The 14,803-nt window shown below is 63.2% G+C and carries 16 protein-coding genes and 1 tRNA gene; 12 read left to right on the forward strand and 5 right to left on the reverse strand.

Annotation, left to right across the window (positions count from 1 at the left end; translation table 11 throughout):
* Positions 1–108: 108 nt before the first annotated feature.
* The 7 genes from AC3EML_RS00195 (at position 109) to AC3EML_RS00225 (ending at position 7,435) form a co-directional block, all read left to right on the forward strand.
* Positions 109–612 carry a hypothetical protein gene (locus AC3EML_RS00195; protein WP_023698691.1) on the forward strand — a complete coding sequence of 168 codons (504 nt, stop codon included), beginning with the start codon at positions 109–111 and terminating at the stop codon, positions 610–612.
* A gap of 263 nt (positions 613–875) precedes the next feature.
* Positions 876–2,279, forward strand: coding sequence for a lipopolysaccharide biosynthesis protein (locus AC3EML_RS00200; RefSeq protein WP_023698692.1), 1,404 nt, complete (start codon positions 876–878; stop codon positions 2,277–2,279).
* Entirely contained in the window at positions 2,279–3,559 is a 1,281-nt protein-coding gene (locus AC3EML_RS00205; RefSeq protein WP_023698693.1) for a GNAT family N-acetyltransferase, read from the forward strand. Before AC3EML_RS00200 ends, AC3EML_RS00205 begins: the two co-directional genes overlap by 1 nt.
* A gap of 183 nt (positions 3,560–3,742) precedes the next feature.
* Entirely contained in the window at positions 3,743–4,825 is a 1,083-nt protein-coding gene (locus tag AC3EML_RS00210; RefSeq protein WP_352521802.1) for a hypothetical protein, read from the forward strand.
* Positions 4,826–4,937: 112 nt separating this feature from the next.
* Complete coding sequence (locus AC3EML_RS00215; RefSeq protein WP_352521801.1) at positions 4,938–5,462, forward strand: hypothetical protein; 525 nt, start codon at positions 4,938–4,940, stop codon at positions 5,460–5,462.
* 106 nt (positions 5,463–5,568) lie between these two features.
* Entirely contained in the window at positions 5,569–6,720 is a 1,152-nt protein-coding gene (locus AC3EML_RS00220; protein ID WP_023727002.1) for a YncE family protein, read from the forward strand.
* A 139-nt stretch (positions 6,721–6,859) separates the two neighbouring features.
* Complete coding sequence (locus tag AC3EML_RS00225) at positions 6,860–7,435, forward strand: cation efflux transmembrane domain-containing protein (RefSeq protein WP_352521800.1); 576 nt, start codon at positions 6,860–6,862, stop codon at positions 7,433–7,435.
* A gap of 188 nt (positions 7,436–7,623) precedes the next feature.
* Here the strand turns inward: AC3EML_RS00225 and AC3EML_RS00230 are convergent.
* Positions 7,624–7,708, reverse strand: a tRNA-Leu gene (locus AC3EML_RS00230).
* A gap of 205 nt (positions 7,709–7,913) precedes the next feature.
* On the opposite strand from AC3EML_RS00230, the gene AC3EML_RS00235 reads away from it, so the two are divergent.
* Together AC3EML_RS00235 and AC3EML_RS00240 are read left to right on the forward strand one after the other, a co-directional pair.
* Entirely contained in the window at positions 7,914–8,498 is a 585-nt protein-coding gene (locus AC3EML_RS00235) for a YqaA family protein (RefSeq protein ID WP_023673756.1), read from the forward strand.
* 62 nt (positions 8,499–8,560) lie between these two features.
* Positions 8,561–9,079, forward strand: a complete 519-nt coding sequence (locus tag AC3EML_RS00240; RefSeq protein ID WP_352521799.1) for a disulfide bond formation protein B — start codon at positions 8,561–8,563, stop codon at positions 9,077–9,079.
* A gap of 283 nt (positions 9,080–9,362) precedes the next feature.
* Here the strand turns inward: AC3EML_RS00240 and AC3EML_RS00245 are convergent, their stop codons facing one another.
* Together AC3EML_RS00245 and AC3EML_RS00250 are read right to left on the reverse strand one after the other, a co-directional pair.
* Positions 9,363–9,920 carry an HNH endonuclease gene (locus AC3EML_RS00245; protein ID WP_008874122.1) on the reverse strand — a complete coding sequence of 186 codons (558 nt, stop codon included), beginning with the start codon at positions 9,918–9,920 and terminating at the stop codon, positions 9,363–9,365.
* 128 nt (positions 9,921–10,048) lie between these two features.
* Complete coding sequence (locus AC3EML_RS00250; protein ID WP_023685318.1) at positions 10,049–10,690, reverse strand: DNA-3-methyladenine glycosylase family protein; 642 nt, start codon at positions 10,688–10,690, stop codon at positions 10,049–10,051.
* 74 nt (positions 10,691–10,764) lie between these two features.
* Here AC3EML_RS00250 and gluQRS point away from each other — a divergent pair, with 74 nt between their 5' ends.
* Positions 10,765–11,640 (forward strand): tRNA glutamyl-Q(34) synthetase GluQRS, encoded by an 876-nt coding sequence (gluQRS, locus tag AC3EML_RS00255; RefSeq protein WP_352521798.1) that lies wholly within the window; start codon positions 10,765–10,767, stop codon positions 11,638–11,640.
* Here gluQRS and AC3EML_RS00260 read toward each other — a convergent pair whose 3' ends face one another.
* Positions 11,641–11,928, reverse strand: coding sequence for a hypothetical protein (locus AC3EML_RS00260; RefSeq protein ID WP_023671677.1), 288 nt, complete (start codon positions 11,926–11,928; stop codon positions 11,641–11,643). It lies immediately after the preceding gene.
* Positions 11,929–12,147: 219 nt separating this feature from the next.
* Between AC3EML_RS00260 and AC3EML_RS00265 the strand changes: the two genes are divergently transcribed.
* The gene (locus AC3EML_RS00265) at positions 12,148–13,023 is read left to right on the forward strand and encodes a DMT family transporter (protein WP_031195766.1); all 876 of its coding nucleotides are present in this window, start codon (positions 12,148–12,150) and stop codon (positions 13,021–13,023) included.
* Here the strand turns inward: AC3EML_RS00265 and AC3EML_RS00270 are convergent.
* Positions 13,020–13,871: a YihY/virulence factor BrkB family protein gene (locus AC3EML_RS00270; RefSeq protein ID WP_023671675.1), complete on the reverse strand. Its 852-nt coding sequence runs from the start codon at positions 13,869–13,871 to the stop codon at positions 13,020–13,022. The genes AC3EML_RS00265 and AC3EML_RS00270 overlap by 4 nt on opposite strands.
* Positions 13,872–13,931: 60 nt before the next feature.
* On the opposite strand from AC3EML_RS00270, the gene AC3EML_RS00275 reads away from it, so the two are divergent.
* Positions 13,932–14,798 (forward strand): SDR family oxidoreductase, encoded by an 867-nt coding sequence (locus AC3EML_RS00275; RefSeq protein WP_081732471.1) that lies wholly within the window; start codon positions 13,932–13,934, stop codon positions 14,796–14,798.
* The last annotated feature ends 5 nt before the right edge of the window (positions 14,799–14,803 follow it).

Here is a 14,803-nt window from a genome sequence, read left to right on the forward strand (position 1 = left end):
ATCGCATGAACCGGGACGGACAAACCAAATCCTAAACCAACGCCGCAGCGTTTCGGGCAGCCTGATCGGCCGCCGTCGCCTCGAGCGTCAACAAACGGACGGAAGACCATGACCATAACTCTTTGGACGACACGCTTCGCGGCTTTCGCCGCCATCTCGATCGCGGCGGGTGCGGCCGCCCAGGCGCACGACGCCAACCCGCTGGCCGAAAAGGTGCGCGCCGCCAACAGCCGCTTCGAGAATGTGGCAACCGCCACCGCCGAAGGCTACGCGCCGATCCCTTGCGCCAGCGGCATCACCGGCGGCGCCATGGGCATCCACTATGTCAACGGCGCCTATCTCAAGGACGATGCCGTCGATGTCGCCAAGCCCGAGGCGGTGATGTACGAGCCGATGGCCGACGGCGGCCTGAAGCTGATAGCGGTCGAATACATCACCTCGAAAGGCCCGGCCTCGCTCGAAGGCCAGCTGTTCAACTTCAACAGCGCCCCCAACCGCTACGGCCTCGGCCCGTTCTACGAACTGCATGTCTGGGCCTGGAAACAGAACCCGACCGGCGCCTTCGCCGACATGAACCCGAACGTGTCCTGCGACGCGATGAAGGGGATGTAACGTTCCCGATGTGACATCCGGCACCGGACACACCCGATGCCTGCCTTCCCCCTTGGCGGGGGAGGGGCGAGCGAAACGCCGACCGGCTCCCCAGTCTTCCCCGGCGTTCGCTCGCCTTTTATTATGCCCCGGCATACGATGACGCACCTTGCACACGCGGCCGTCCTTGGCCCCTCGGCGCACCCGCACCTGCCCACCCTTTCTTAAGGTGTTTCGGATACATCGAAACCTTGAAAAGAGGCGGAAAACGGAGAGACATCGGGGTGCGCTTTTCCGCGGCGACGACGGCCGGGCGGTTCTTGCCGCAGCGTTTGGCGCTGCGCATGGGGCCTCTGCTTGACCGCATCGATGCGGTGCTGTTCACCGCCGACGAGCGCGGCGAAGCCGGCCGCATGTCGCTGATCGCCTTTGCCATCCGCATCGTCAGCGCCGTCATCGCCTTCATCAGCCAGGTGCTGATGGCGCGCTGGATGGGCTCGTTCGAATACGGCATCTTCGTCCTCGTCTGGGTGACGATGGTCATCGTCGGCAACCTTGCTTGCCTCGGCTTCCACACCTCGGTCATCCGCTTCATCCCCGAATACCGCGAACGCAACATGCTGGCCGAGCTGCGCGGCATCGTGGTCGCCAGCCGCCTGTTCGTGCTGATTGCCTCGACCGCAATCGCCGGACTAGGCGCACTGGGCGTCTGGCTGTGCGCGAACTGGATCGAGAGCTACTATGTCATGCCCTTCATCCTCGGCCTGTTCTGCCTGCCGATGATCGCCATGGGCGACCTGCTGCAAGGCCAGTCACGCGCCAATTCCTGGGCGCTGTTTGCGCTGTCGCCGACCTATCTGGTGCGGCCGGTGCTGATCCTGGCGCTGATGGCGCTGATGCTGGCAATGGGCTATGCGCCCGACGCCAGGACAGCGATCTTCGCTTCGATCGCCGCCACCTACGCCACCACGCTCGGCCAGCTCATCGGCGTGACCACGCGCATGGGCAGGAATATCCCGGCCGGGCCGATGAAGGTGCATTTCAGCGAGTGGTTCATCGTCTCGCTGCCGATCTTCCTGGTCGAAAGCTTCTTCTTCCTGCTCACCAACGCCGACGTGCTGATGGTCGGCGCCTATCTTCAGCCCAACGACGTCGCCGTCTATTTCGCCACCGTCAAGACGCTGGCGCTGGTGCATTTCGTCTATTTCTCCGTCAAGGCCGGCGTTGCCCAGCGCTATGCGCAGTTCACCCATGGCGAGCCGGAAAAGCTCGCCGCCTTCGCCCGCGAGACAGTGTCATGGACGTTCTGGCCGTCGCTGCTGATGGCGCTGCTGGTGCTGGCGCTCGGCGAACCGATGCTGGTGCTGTTCGGCCCCGAATTCACCGCCGGCTATCCGCTGCTGTTCCTGCTGGTGTTCGGCGTCGTGGCGCGCGCCGCCGTCGGCCCGTGCGAAAGCCTGTTGACGATGAGCGGCAACCAGAACATCTGCGCCGCCGTCTATGCCATGACGCTGGCCTTCAACATCGGCCTCAACGTGGTGCTGATCCCGCTCTTTGGCCTGTGGGGGGCGGCGATCGCCACCAGCCTCGCCATGGTCTTCGAGGCCAGCGCCCTGTCCTTCACCGTCTGGCGCAAGCTCGGCATCGTCATGCTGATCTTCGTGCCCGCTGCCGAGGGAGCCGCCTGATGGCCGCCATCCCGCTGATCGAGGAAACCAGCGGCGGTCCGGCCGGCGCCATGGTGTCCGGCCTTGCCGGCCTGGCGCGCGACGCCGATCCGGCGCATCTCGAGATCCTCGCCAACAACCGGCCGCTGCGCAAGCTGGCGATCTATCCGGCTTCGGCCGGCTTCGAACTGGTCGAGGAACTCGACTATCTGTGCACCCGCACGATCGAGCCCAACGTCTTCTTCAACCCGCGCTTTCTGGCGCCGGCCATGCCCCGGCTGGAAGATCGCGAGGTCAAGCTGGCGGTGATCCGCGACGGCGACGAATACCGCAACCGGCTGCGCCTGCTGGTGCCGTTCTCGGTCGAAAGGCCGGCCGTGCCGCTCGGCGTTCCGGTGATGCGCACCTGGTCGAGCCCGTTCGGCCCGATCGGCACACCGCTGGTCGACCACGACGACCCGATCGGCGTCGTCGAGGATTTCTTCGGCATGCTGTCGCGGCCGCATCTCAAGCTGCCGAAGGTCTTCGTGCTGCCCGACATGCGGCTCGACGGCCCATTGGCCAGCGTGCTGGCCACCGTTGCCGAGACGCGCGGCCTGACAATGGTCACCACCGGCAAGGCGGACCGGCCGGTGCTCGAAAGCACCCTCGACGGCGAGGCGTATCTGAAAGCATCGCTGCGCGCGCACCACTACCGCGAATTCCGCCGCCTGAAGCGGCGCCTGGGGGATCTCGGCAGGCTGGAGCATGTCGTGGCGCGGGGACCGGACGAAATCCGCCACGCCATCGAAAGTTTCCTGACGCTGGAAGCCGCCGGCTGGAAGGGCCGCGAGCGCACCGCCATGGCCATCGACCGCTACCGCGCCGCCTTTGCCCGCGAAGCCGTGCACCGGCTGGCCGAGCACGACATGTGCCGCATCCATTCGCTGACGCTGGACGGCCGCACGATCGCCTGCCTGGTCGTCTTCGTCGAAGCCGGCGTCGCCTACACCTGGAAGACCGCCTATGACGAGACGCTGGCGACCTATTCGCCGGGCACGCTGCTGATGATCGAGGTGACGAGGCAGCATCTCGACGACCCCAACATCATGATGACGGATTCCTGCGCCGTGCCCGACCACCCGGTGATGAGCCGGCTGTGGAGCGAGCGCAAGCCGATGGGCTCGCTGGTGATCGGACTGACGCCGGATGCCGACCGCCTCGCCCGCCAGGCCGCCTCGCAGCTGCATCTCTACCGCGAGACCCGCAACATGGCCCGCCTGCTGCGCAACCGCGTGAAGAGTTTGCTGGGACGGCGATAGAGCCGAACGGCAAATTCTGAAAACCCTTCTTGAGCTCCACCGTTAAGCCTCACCAATACAAACCAAATCTCGCTGATTGTTGCACTTCAGCAACAATCTATTAACAATCGCTGATCCCCAGTCGACTCGGTTGCAATCCGCAAATATCTTCAACTCGAGGGTTGATTGATGGGGGATTGAAATATGCGGGAGTATTTCAAGAGAGCGTACGCCGATTGTGCGGATAAGGGCTGCTCCGTTAAAATTTCGAAATCGGCCAACGGATTGAAAGCCCCGCGCGGCACGATGGCAGCGCTTTTGATCGCCAGAACCATCACGCTGGCTGGGATACCGACGATCGCGCTGTCAGGCCTGCTTTATGGAACCCACTCCGCCAGCGCCGTAAATGCAGTTTGCGTAGACGGAAACACCATAAATTTGGGTGACGATGAAGATTGCGACGCGTTTCTCGCCGAACAGACCAGTTTCGATATCAGCGGAACCGACCTCACAGTCGGCGCTCTTGAGACCGGCGGCGTCCATCTGAATACCGGCGTTAATGGCCTCTCCACTTTTGACGACAACGTGAATATGGATGGCATAGTCCAAATACACGAAGCGGTGGTCAACATTGGAGCGTTCGGCGGCAGCTTGAAAGCAGTCTCAGGCGCCAATGTCGATATGGACGGAAACCAGATCCACAATGTCGGAACGCCGACAGCTGGGACCGATGCCGCAAACAAGGACTACGTCGACGGCGTTGTCGGTGCTGGTGCGGCCAAGAACGTTGAGCAGGATGCCAGGCTCGACGGCGTCGAGGCCAAGAACACAGAGCAGGATACAACTCTCGCGAATCACGAGACTCGCATCACCCAAACGGAAGCGAAGGACGTGCAGCAGGACGGCCGCCTTGATGGGCACGACACCATGCTCGCCTCGCTCGACACACGCGTCACGACAAACACCGCCGATATCACTGCTCTTGATGGACGGGTCGGCGCGCTGGAGGACAGCTTCGGCGACCTGGGACGTACTATCTCTCAAAACCGCACCGAGGCACGGCAAGGTATCGCGGCAGCCATAGCGATGACAACGGCACCGATGCCGTCTGCTCCGGGCCGCACGAGTTGGGCCAGCAACGTCGGTTATTTCAAGGGCGCGACAGCTTTCGGCGGTTCGCTGGCTCATCGCTTCGATTTCGACGAACCTTTCGCATTCACGGCAGGCTACGCGTACGGCGGCGGCAGCAGCCATGGCTTCCGCCTCGGGCTGGCGGGCGAGTTCTAGGCTGACGGCATTGTTGGCTGCGGCAGGCAGATCCGGGATGGTTCGATTGGGATGGTTGCTGGCCGTAGGCGTTGTAGTCTTCGGCGCATGCTCATCCCCTGCATATCCTCAGGTGAAGAAAGAAAACCGTAGCGCGGTCAAAGCGTCCGACGCGCCAAAGCCGGCTGACATCGACCGAAACGGGATTTTGATCCTGGTGCGATCGATCCTGCTTGCGCTCGACCAGGCCAACAAGACAGGAAATTATTCTGTCTTGCGCGATCTGGGCGCGCCGGCTTTTCAAGTTAACAATGCGGCCCGTTTAGCCGAGGTTTTTTCCACTCAGCGCAAAGAGAAGTGGGACATGAGCGGCGTGGCAACGCTGGAGCCGCAACTGACTCAACCGCCGCAGATCGAATCCAACGGGATGCTGCATATTGTTGGATTCTTTCCCTCCGCCGCTGCCCAATTGAACTTTGAATTTCTCTTTGCGCCGGATGACCGGCAGTGGAAAATCTCCGGCATGGCGGTCAAGCTAGGCTCCACTGCTCCACAAGCACCGGATAATCCGCCGATCCCAAGCCCCGCGCCATCGACAGAAAAGCCCGATGCGCCGAGCGGAGATATCGTCATAGGGAAGCCCGCAGGCAAGAAGTAGTTCACGCAACCGCGTGAAAGCTTGAAGAAAGGCGCTGGATCAACGCTAAAAGCCCAGCTATGGCTCCGGCGGCAATTTCGGCCGGCCTTCACGACAAGCCATCCTGATGATCAGAACCTTTTTGCGTCACGCCGGTCCCCGTGCGGCCTTTTCGCTGCTTGCACTGCTGCCTGTCCGCGCCTGGGCCGATAGCTGTCCCGAGGATTGCAGCGAGCCCGCGCCGTCCATCAACATCTACAGCCACACCGCCGCCGGCCATCTCAGCCCGGCCACGCTGGGTGCACTGCCGCGCGTCTATGTGCCGAACCGCTCCTCCAACAGCGTCACGGTGATCGACACCATGACACTCAAGGAAGTCGACAGGTTCCCGGTCGGCAGCAAACCGCAGCACGTCGTGCCGTCCTGGGATCTGAAGACGCTCTGGGTCGCCAACAATGGCACCGGCAAGAACGGCAGCCTGACGCCGATCGACCCGATGACCGGCAAGCCCGGCCCGCAGATCGCCGTGGACGATCCCTACAATTTGTATTTCATGCCGGGCGCGGCCATCGTCGTCGACGAAGCCCTGGAGCGGCTCGATTTCCGCGATCCCGACACCATGGCGCTGAAGTCGAGCCTGCCCACACCCACTTGCCCCGGCATCAACCACGCCGATTTCTCGGCCGACGGCGCCTACGCGATTTTCACCTGCGAATACGGCAATGGCGGACTGGCCAAGATCGACCTGAAGAACCAGAAGGTGCTTGGCCATCTCGACTTTTCGAAAATGGGCATGCCGCAAGACATCCGCCTCTCGCCCGACGGCAAGGTCTTCTACGTCGCCGACATGATGAATGACGGCGTGTTCCTCGTCGATGGCGACAGTTTCAAGGAGATCGGCTTCATTCCGACCGGCATCGGCGCCCATGGCTTCGTCGTCAGCCGCGACGGCAAGCGGCTTTACGTCTCGAACCGCGGCTCGCACAAGATGGAGCAGGGCAAGGCAAAGGGCCCAGGCAGCGTGAGCGTGATCGACTTCGCTACCCGCGCGGTCGTCACGCAATGGCCGATCCCCGGCGGCGGCAGCCCCGACATGGGCAACGTCAGCGCCGACGGCAAACAACTATGGCTGTCCGGCCGCTTCGACAGTGCCGCCTACATGATCGACACGACATCAGGCGCGGTGACCAAGTTTCGGGTTGGCTCAGAGCCGCACGGCCTGACGGTGTGGCCACAGCCGGGGCGGTATTCGCAAGGGCATACGGGGAATATGCGCTAAGTCCGTGTTCGAGGCGCGGCTCGCACGCAAAAGGTCGCAAGGGCAACCGCCCATCGGCCGGGACCCGGAACGAGCAGGGGCTTTCCTTGGAAACCGCGAAGCTGTAGCTCCACACACTGGTTTCGGATACTGCCAGAAGATGAACCTTCGCCGCATCGTCCTCATCGTCGCGCTTCTCAATCTTGCCTATTTCGGGATCGAGTTCGCTGTGGCGCTCGCCATTGGATCAGTGTCCCTGTTCGCCGACAGCATCGACTTTCTTGAAGATGCTTCCGTGAACCTCCTTATCCTGCTCGCACTTGGGTGGTCTGTGCGCTCCCGTGCGCGGGTGGGGATGGCATTGGCGCTCATCCTTCTCATGCCGGGTCTGGCAACGCTCTGGACGGCTTGGGAGAAGTTCAACGTGCCGGTGCCGCCGCAGCCCATCGCCTTGACCTTGGCGGGACTTGGCGCTCTCGCCGTCAACCTGTCCTGCGCCTACATGCTGGCCGCGCACCGGCATCGTGGCGGCAGCCTCACAGAGGCGGCCTTCCTGTCGGCCCGCAACGACGCCTTGGCCAACATCGCCATTATTGCCGCAGGGTTGGTCACGGCCTTGCTCTGGCATTCCGCGTGGCCCGATTTGGCGGTGGGATTGGGGATCGCGGTCATGAACGCCGACGCGGCCCGCGAAGTGTGGGAAGCTGCCCGTGAAGAACACCGTGCGGCGGCCTGAGAGCACGTAGAGCGGGGCTACCGGCCGCCGCTGATTGGCGCTATCGCTGTCATCCTCAGCAGCCGCGGTTGGCTCTGTGTTCGAGGCACTGTTCGAACCCGGAGGGTTCGCAAGGGCGACCGCCCGTCGGCCGGTCAGGCCGCCCCATCGGAGCCCATGAGCGAAGCGAACTGGCGTGAGATCAAAAATGGTGCCCCTAGCCGGAATCGAACCAGCACTCCTTGCGGAACTCGATTTTGAGTCGAGCGCGTCTACCAATTCCGCCATAGGGGCTCAGGCCCAAAGGCCTGGATGGGCGCGGACTATACGGTTGGAGGCCTGTTCGTCAACTGGCCAAATGCGCCGCCGTGCCCTGCTTGCGGCAAAAGCCCGCCTTTCTGTTTCGTGACGCTCCTGCCATTGTGCGGCGCGGAAAATCTTTCTAGACAGACGCGCATCAAAGCGCGTTGCGTGTGGCAACCTGCATCCAGGAGAGCCGATGCTTCGCGGACTTTACGACTGGACCTTGTCGCTGGCGGCCCGCAAATCCGCCGAATGGTGGCTGGCCTTCATCGCTTTCGTCGAAAGCTCGGTGTTTTTCATACCTGCCGACGTCTTGTACCTGCCCATGGCTTTGGCGCGGCCCGAACGCGCCTATCGCTACGCGCTGACCGCCACTGTCGCGTCGGTGCTGGGCGGCATTGCCGGCTGGCTGATCGGTTACTATGCCTACGACACGATAGCACGGCCGATGCTGGAGCACTTTGGCGGCCTTGACGCGTTCGAGAGGTGGCAGTCGGCCGGCACCGGGCTGATGCTGGTGCTGCTCGTCACATCGGGTGCCGCCCACCTGCCGCCGATCAAGGTGGTCACCATTCTGGCAGGCGCCCTCCACGTCAATCTTTTCGTCTTCATCGTCTCCGCCATCCTGGCGCGTGGCGCTCGTTTCCTGCTTCTTGCCTGGCTGCTGCGCCGCTATGGCGAAGAGATCAAGGAATTCATCGAGAAGCGTTTGGGATTGATCGTCGGCGCCGGCGCCGCCGCCCTGATTTTGCTCTATATCGTCGTCAAATACGCCTTCTGACCGCCCAAGGCGGGCGGTGGGTCAGGACTATGCCGGCGGACGGCGAATTCAACGGACGAAACATGACAGCCACGATGACAGCCGATACCGGACGCCAGCGGACGCGCACCGCTTTGTTTCTCGCCGTCGCCATGGCCGCCACGGTCGGCTCCGCGCTCGCCTTCCAGCACATAGGCGGCTACATCCCCTGCCATCTGTGCCTGGAGCAGCGCACGCCCTATTATATCGGCGCCCCGCTGATGCTGCTGGCGGCGATCGCCTCGATGTTCAGCGCACCCGCATGGCTGACGCGCGGCCTGCTTGCCGTCGGCGGCCTGCTGATGCTCTACGGGCTCTATCTCGGCGTCTATCATTCGGGCGTCGAATGGGCCTGGTGGCAGGGCCCGGCCGATTGCACGGCCGGCGCCGGCCCGGTCGACACCGGCGGCAAGGGCGTGCTCGACGCGCTCGACAAATTCGTGCCGCCATCCTGCGACAAGGCAGCCCTTCGTATCCTCGGCCTGTCGCTGGCCGGCTGGAACGCCATAGCCAGCTTCATCCTCGCCGCCGTCGCCTTCCGCGGCGCGCTGGCGCGCGACTGATCTAGCGACGCGAGAAACAGAACTCGCACCGCCCATTCTGCGGCTGGGCTTGAACGGTTGCGCCGCCCCTCATTGCCCTGCCGGGCATTTCTCCCCGTATAGCGACTGGGAGAAAGACACTTTCATCCATGCTTTCGCCAATTTTCAACGTTGCAGAACGAGCGCCGAGGTTGCAGCCAATTCCCTTTTCCCCGTCACTATAGGGGGAGAAGGTGGCGGCAGCCGGATGAGGGGCAGCACCTGACATCGGCGATTGCCCTGGCAAGGCCGATCGCGCCAATCCCTACGGCTCCAACTCCACATCCCAGTAGAGATAATCCATCCAGCTTTCATGCAGATGGTTGGGCGGGAACAGCCGGCCATTGTTGTGCAGGTCGTGCACGGTCGGCTGGTATGGCTTCTGCAGCGGCCACATCTTGGCGTGCGCCGGCATCATGCCGCCCTTCCTCAGATTGCAGGGTGAACAGGCGGCCACGACATTCTCCCACGTCGTGGCCCCGCCGCGATGGCGCGGGATGACGTGGTCGAAGGTCAGATCCTCGGGCGTGCCGCAATACTGGCACTGGAAGCGGTCGCGCAGGAACACGTTGAAGCGGGTGAATGCCGGGTGCCTCGACGGCTTCACATAGGCCTTCAGGCTGACGACGCTGGGCAGCTTCATCGAAAAGGTCGGCGAAGACACCGCATGCTCGTATTCGGCGACGATGTTGACCCGGTCGAGGAACACCGCCTTGATGGCGTCCTGCCAGGACCAGAGCGACAAGGGGTAATAGCTGAGCGGACGGTAATCCGCATTCAGCACCAGCGCAGGAAGCCCATCCGGAGATACGGCAACCGTCACCTTGTTGACCTCCTCGTTCTAGAACCGATCGGCGCGGATACTGTAAGCCCGACATGACAGGGATGTGAAGCGGATTGTCATCAGCCAAAAGCGGCAAAAATGCAGGATTTTCATGCTTTTTTACGGTTTCAGGCCGGAGGTGCTGCGTCCCGGCCCCTGGTTTCGCGATAATAGGACCAGAAAAGCCGCGATGCGACGCCTCGCCACGGGCTCCATGATTCGGCCAGGGCGATCAGCGTTTTCTCCGGCGGACGCGGCTCTATGCCGAGCGCGTGGCCAACCGCGCTCTGCAGCGCGACGTCGCGCGCGGGGAAAATATCGGGGTGGCCGGCGGCAAACAGGAGATAGACTTCCGCCGTCCACGGGCCGATGCCCGGCACCGCGATCATAGCCGCGATCGCCTCTTCGGCGTCGAGCGAACAGAGGTGATGCAGGTCGAGCCCCTCAACCACGGCCTGCGCAACCGCGATCAGACCGCGCTGCTTCGGCCGCGACAGCCCAGCCTCACGAAACATGTCCTCGCCGGCGGCAAGGATCGCCTGCGGCGTTAGCGGATCGACCAGTTTCACCAGCCGGCCGAAAATGGCATCGGCGCTCGCACGGGATACTTGTTGCGAAACGATAATGGAGGCCAGGCTTCGAAAGCCGGGCTCCGACAGCCGCAGCGGCACCTCGCCGGCCATGCCGCGCACCTTTTCCAGGCGCGGATCGATTGCGCAAAGCGCATCCAGCCCGCGCGCAATATCGTCCAGTGTCGCGATGCGTTGCATGTTTTCTTGTTCCTGAACCGACCTCACGGTAGCAATTGGCAAAACCGCTGCACAACCCGATTGCCGCTTGTGAGATGACGCTCCTGACATTCCGCTTCGCGCCGAGCCCGAATGGCGAACTGCATCTCGGCCATGCCTATTCGGCACTGCTCAACCAGCAACTGGCGCGTGCGGCCGGCGGCCGCCTGCTGCTGCGCATCGAGGACATCGACACGATCCGCTGCACGCCTGAATTCGAGGCCGGCATCTTTCGCGACCTCGAATGGTTAGGTCTCGAATGGGAACAGCCGGTGCGGCGCCAGGCCGAGCATTTCTCCGACTATCAGGCCGTGCTCGACGGGCTGGTCCGCGAAGAACTCGTCTACCCTGCCTTTATGAGCCGTGGCGAGATCAGGGCCTTCATCGCCGACAGCGAAAAGCGCGGCCGCGGCTGGCCGCGCGACCCGGACGGCGTGCCGCTTTATCCCGCCGCCGACAAGGCGCTGCCGGTCAGCGAACGCAACCGCCGCATCGCCGAAAATGCGCCCTTCGCCTGGCGCCTCGACATTGATGCAGCGCTGGCGCGCGTCGGCACGGATTTGTCCTGGCGCGAATTCACCAACGAGACGCTTTCGGCGACGCAGCGAGTCGAGGCGCGTCCGCAGGACTGGGGCGACGTCATTCTGGCGCGCCGCGACATCCCGACCAGCTATCACCTGGCCGTGGTCGTTGACGACGCTCTGCAAGGCGTCAGCCATGTCGTGCGTGGCCGCGACCTTTATTCCGCGACCGGCATCCAGCGCCTGCTGCAGGAACTGCTCGGCCTCGGCCAGCCGCAGTATTTCCACCACCGTCTCATACTCGGACCGGATGGGCGCAAACTGTCGAAGAGTTTTGCTGATACCGGCCTTGCCGCGCTGAGGCGGGCAGGCATGTTGCCGGACGATGTCAGGCGGCTGGTCGGGCTCTGACTAAAGCCGGGCCAGCCCCGCCTTGAGCAGCGCCAACGCGCCTATAAACGCGAAGGCGCCGCCCAGTCCCCAGGCAACCGCGAGCTTCAGATCTCTCAGGACGATGCCATGTTCGTTCGCGGCCATGACCGCGGCGAAAAAGCCGAGCGTGAACAGCAATGTGTTGCCGGTCGACCCAAAACCGTCCTCCTGCATGATGGCGTCGAGCGCTGAACCGAAGAAGAAGCCGAACACGGCCACACTGGCCACCGTCATCAAAAGCCAGCTTGTGTCGAGATGCAACAGCATGCGCGCTCCCTGTCGAAGCCAAAACGCCATGTCGCCGGATCCATCGACAGAAGTCGATTGCCCTGACGCCGCCCTTTGAATTCGGCCACCTCCTACATCAGGATGAGCTTATGTACCAATTGTTTCGCTTTGCTTGCCGGATTGAACCGCATTAGAGCAATTGCCGTATTTGTCTCTTCACCGAATCGGACCTCTCCACCGGAAACGGCTTCCCCGAAAATGCACAGTCTCAAGCGGTTCATCCCCGCCTCGTTTGTCGTCCTGTGGGCGACAGGTTTCATCGGCGCGCGCTACGCCATGCCCTGGGCGGAGCCCTTCACCTTTCTGGCGGCCCGCTTTGTCATCGCCGCCTTGCTGCTTGCCGGGCTGATGCTCGTGCTTGGCTCGAAGCGAGCCACAAGGGCAGAAGCGCTTCACGCCACGGTCGCCGGCATCCTCATGCATGGCATCTATCTCGGCGCCGTGTTCTGGGCGATCCACAGGGGCATGCCCGCCGGGCTTTCGGCGCTGATCGTCGGCCTGCAACCGCTGATCACCGCCGTGCTTGCCGGCCGGTTCCTCGGCGAGGACATCCTGCCGCGCCACTGGGCCGGCCTTGCCGTCGGCCTTGTGGGAGTGATCATCGTGCTGTGGCCGAAGCTCGGCGCTCTCGGCGGCGGCGTTACGCCCGAAACCCTGACGGCGTCGCTGGTCTCGGTGCTGGGCATGAGCGCCGGGACCATCTGGCAGAAGCGCTATGCCTCGGGTGGCGACCTGGTGGCGGCGACGATGTGGCAATATATCGGCGGCGGCTCGCTGATGATCCTGGCTTCGCTGGCACTGGAGACCCACACGGTGATCATCAACGGCGAACTGATCTTCGCCATGGCCTGGCTGGTCCTGGTGCTGTCGATCGGCGCCATCTTCCTGCTGATGGTGATGATCCGCGACGGCGAGATGTCGAAGGTCGCGTCGCTGTTCTACCTGGTGCCGGCCGTCACCGCTGTCATCGCCTGGGCGCTGTTCGGCGAACAGCTCAGCCTCGTGCAGATCGTCGGCATGGCAATCGCGACGCTCGGCGTCGGGCTGGCCACGGCTCGGCCAGCCAAAACCTAGCTGCCGACCCGTGCGCGCGCTTCGAGAAAGCGGCTGATCGCCGCATTGAGTTCGCCGCCGAGGATGAAGATCGCCGACAGCATATAGAGGAAAACCACGGCGATCATGATCGAGGCGAGGCCGGCATAGGTCGTCACATAGGACGAGAAATGGTCGAGGTAGGTCGCGAACATCGTCGAGCCGACAAGCCACGCAGCCAGAGTGAAGATGATGCCAGGCACCAGCGAGACAAAGCGGCGCTTGCCCGCCGGCAGCCAGTAGTGGACGGCAAACAAGCCACCAATGATGACGGTTGAGGCGATGACGTAGCGCCACAGCGTGATCGTGCCCGTATAGGGTTTGATCCACTCGAAATGAGCTTCCGCCAGCCGCGCCAGCAAAGGCGCAAAGACCAGGAGCACGCTGATCGCCAGGAAACCGGCCGTCGCGATCAGCACGAAGAAAATGCTCTGCACCCGGCGGTAGATGATGCCGCGCGTTTCGGCGACGCGGTAGGCGCGGTTGAGCGAGGTGCGCAGCGCCTCGATGCCGTTGGAGGCGAAATAGGCCGCCAGAAGCACGCCGTAGGTCAAAAGATCGGTGCGCCGCACGGTCAGCACGTTGAGCACCTCGCGCGCGATAGGCTTGGCGATCTGTTCGGGCCAGGTGTCGAAGACCAGGTGCACGGCAGTATCGGCGAACGCCTGCGCACCGAGGAAGCTCGCCAGCGTGGTGGCGAAGATCAGGAACGGGAACAGCGCCATGAGCGAAGTGATCGCCAGATGGCTGGCCATGGCCCAGCCGTCATCGGTGTTGAAATGGCCAAGCGCGTCATAGAGCACGCGGCGCAGCACGACGATATTCCGCATCAAGAGCCGCGTTCCCTTCGATTGTCTCGACGCCGCGAATATGGGAAGGGATTGTGGCAAATGGCAACCCTTGCTCAAACCACGATGCCGCCTGCCAAAGAGTTGCGCACCATCATCGTCACCGGCGCCTCGTCCGGGATAGGCGCCCACTGCGCCCGTGCGCTGAAGGCGGATGGCTGGCGCGTGTTTGCAACGGCGCGCAAGCCGGATGACATAGCCGCACTTGAAGCCGACGGCATCGAGGCCTTTTATCTCGACTACCGTGAGCCGGATTCCATCGCAGCACTTGCGGCATCGGTGCTGGAGCGGACAGGCGGACGCCTCGACGCCCTGTTCAACAACGGCGCCCATGCACAGCCCGGCGCCGTGGAAGACCTGCCGGTTGCGGCATTGCGCGAGCAGTTCGAGGCCAATTTCTTCGGCTGGCACGACCTCACCCGACGCATCGTACCGGTAATGCGTCGCCAGGGACATGGCCGCCTCGTTCATTGTTCCTCGATCCTTGGGCTAGCGCCGGTGCCTTTTCGCGGCGCCTACTCAGCCTCCAAGCACGCGCTCGAAGGCCTGATGCTGTGCATGCAGCAGGAACTCAGGGGCAGCGGCATCCATGTCTCGCTGATCGAACCGGGGCCGGTGACCTCGAAAATCGCCAGCAACGGGCTGTTCTGGTTCCTGAAAAACATCGACCACGAGAATTCCGTCCACCACGTCGCCTATGCCGCGCAGCTGGCGCGGCTTCGGGCCGGCGGCAGCTCATCACGGCTGAAAAAGGGGCCGGAGGTGGTCTATGCGGCCTTGCGCCATGCACTTCTGTCGCGGCGCCCGCGCCCGCACTATGTGGTAACAGTGCCGGCCAGGATTGGCGTGATGCTCAAGCGCATCCTGCCGGCATCGATGCTCTACCGCGTTCTGGCCGGACGCGCCTGATCGCA

This window comes from Mesorhizobium sp. P170090 (assembly GCF_057786115.1).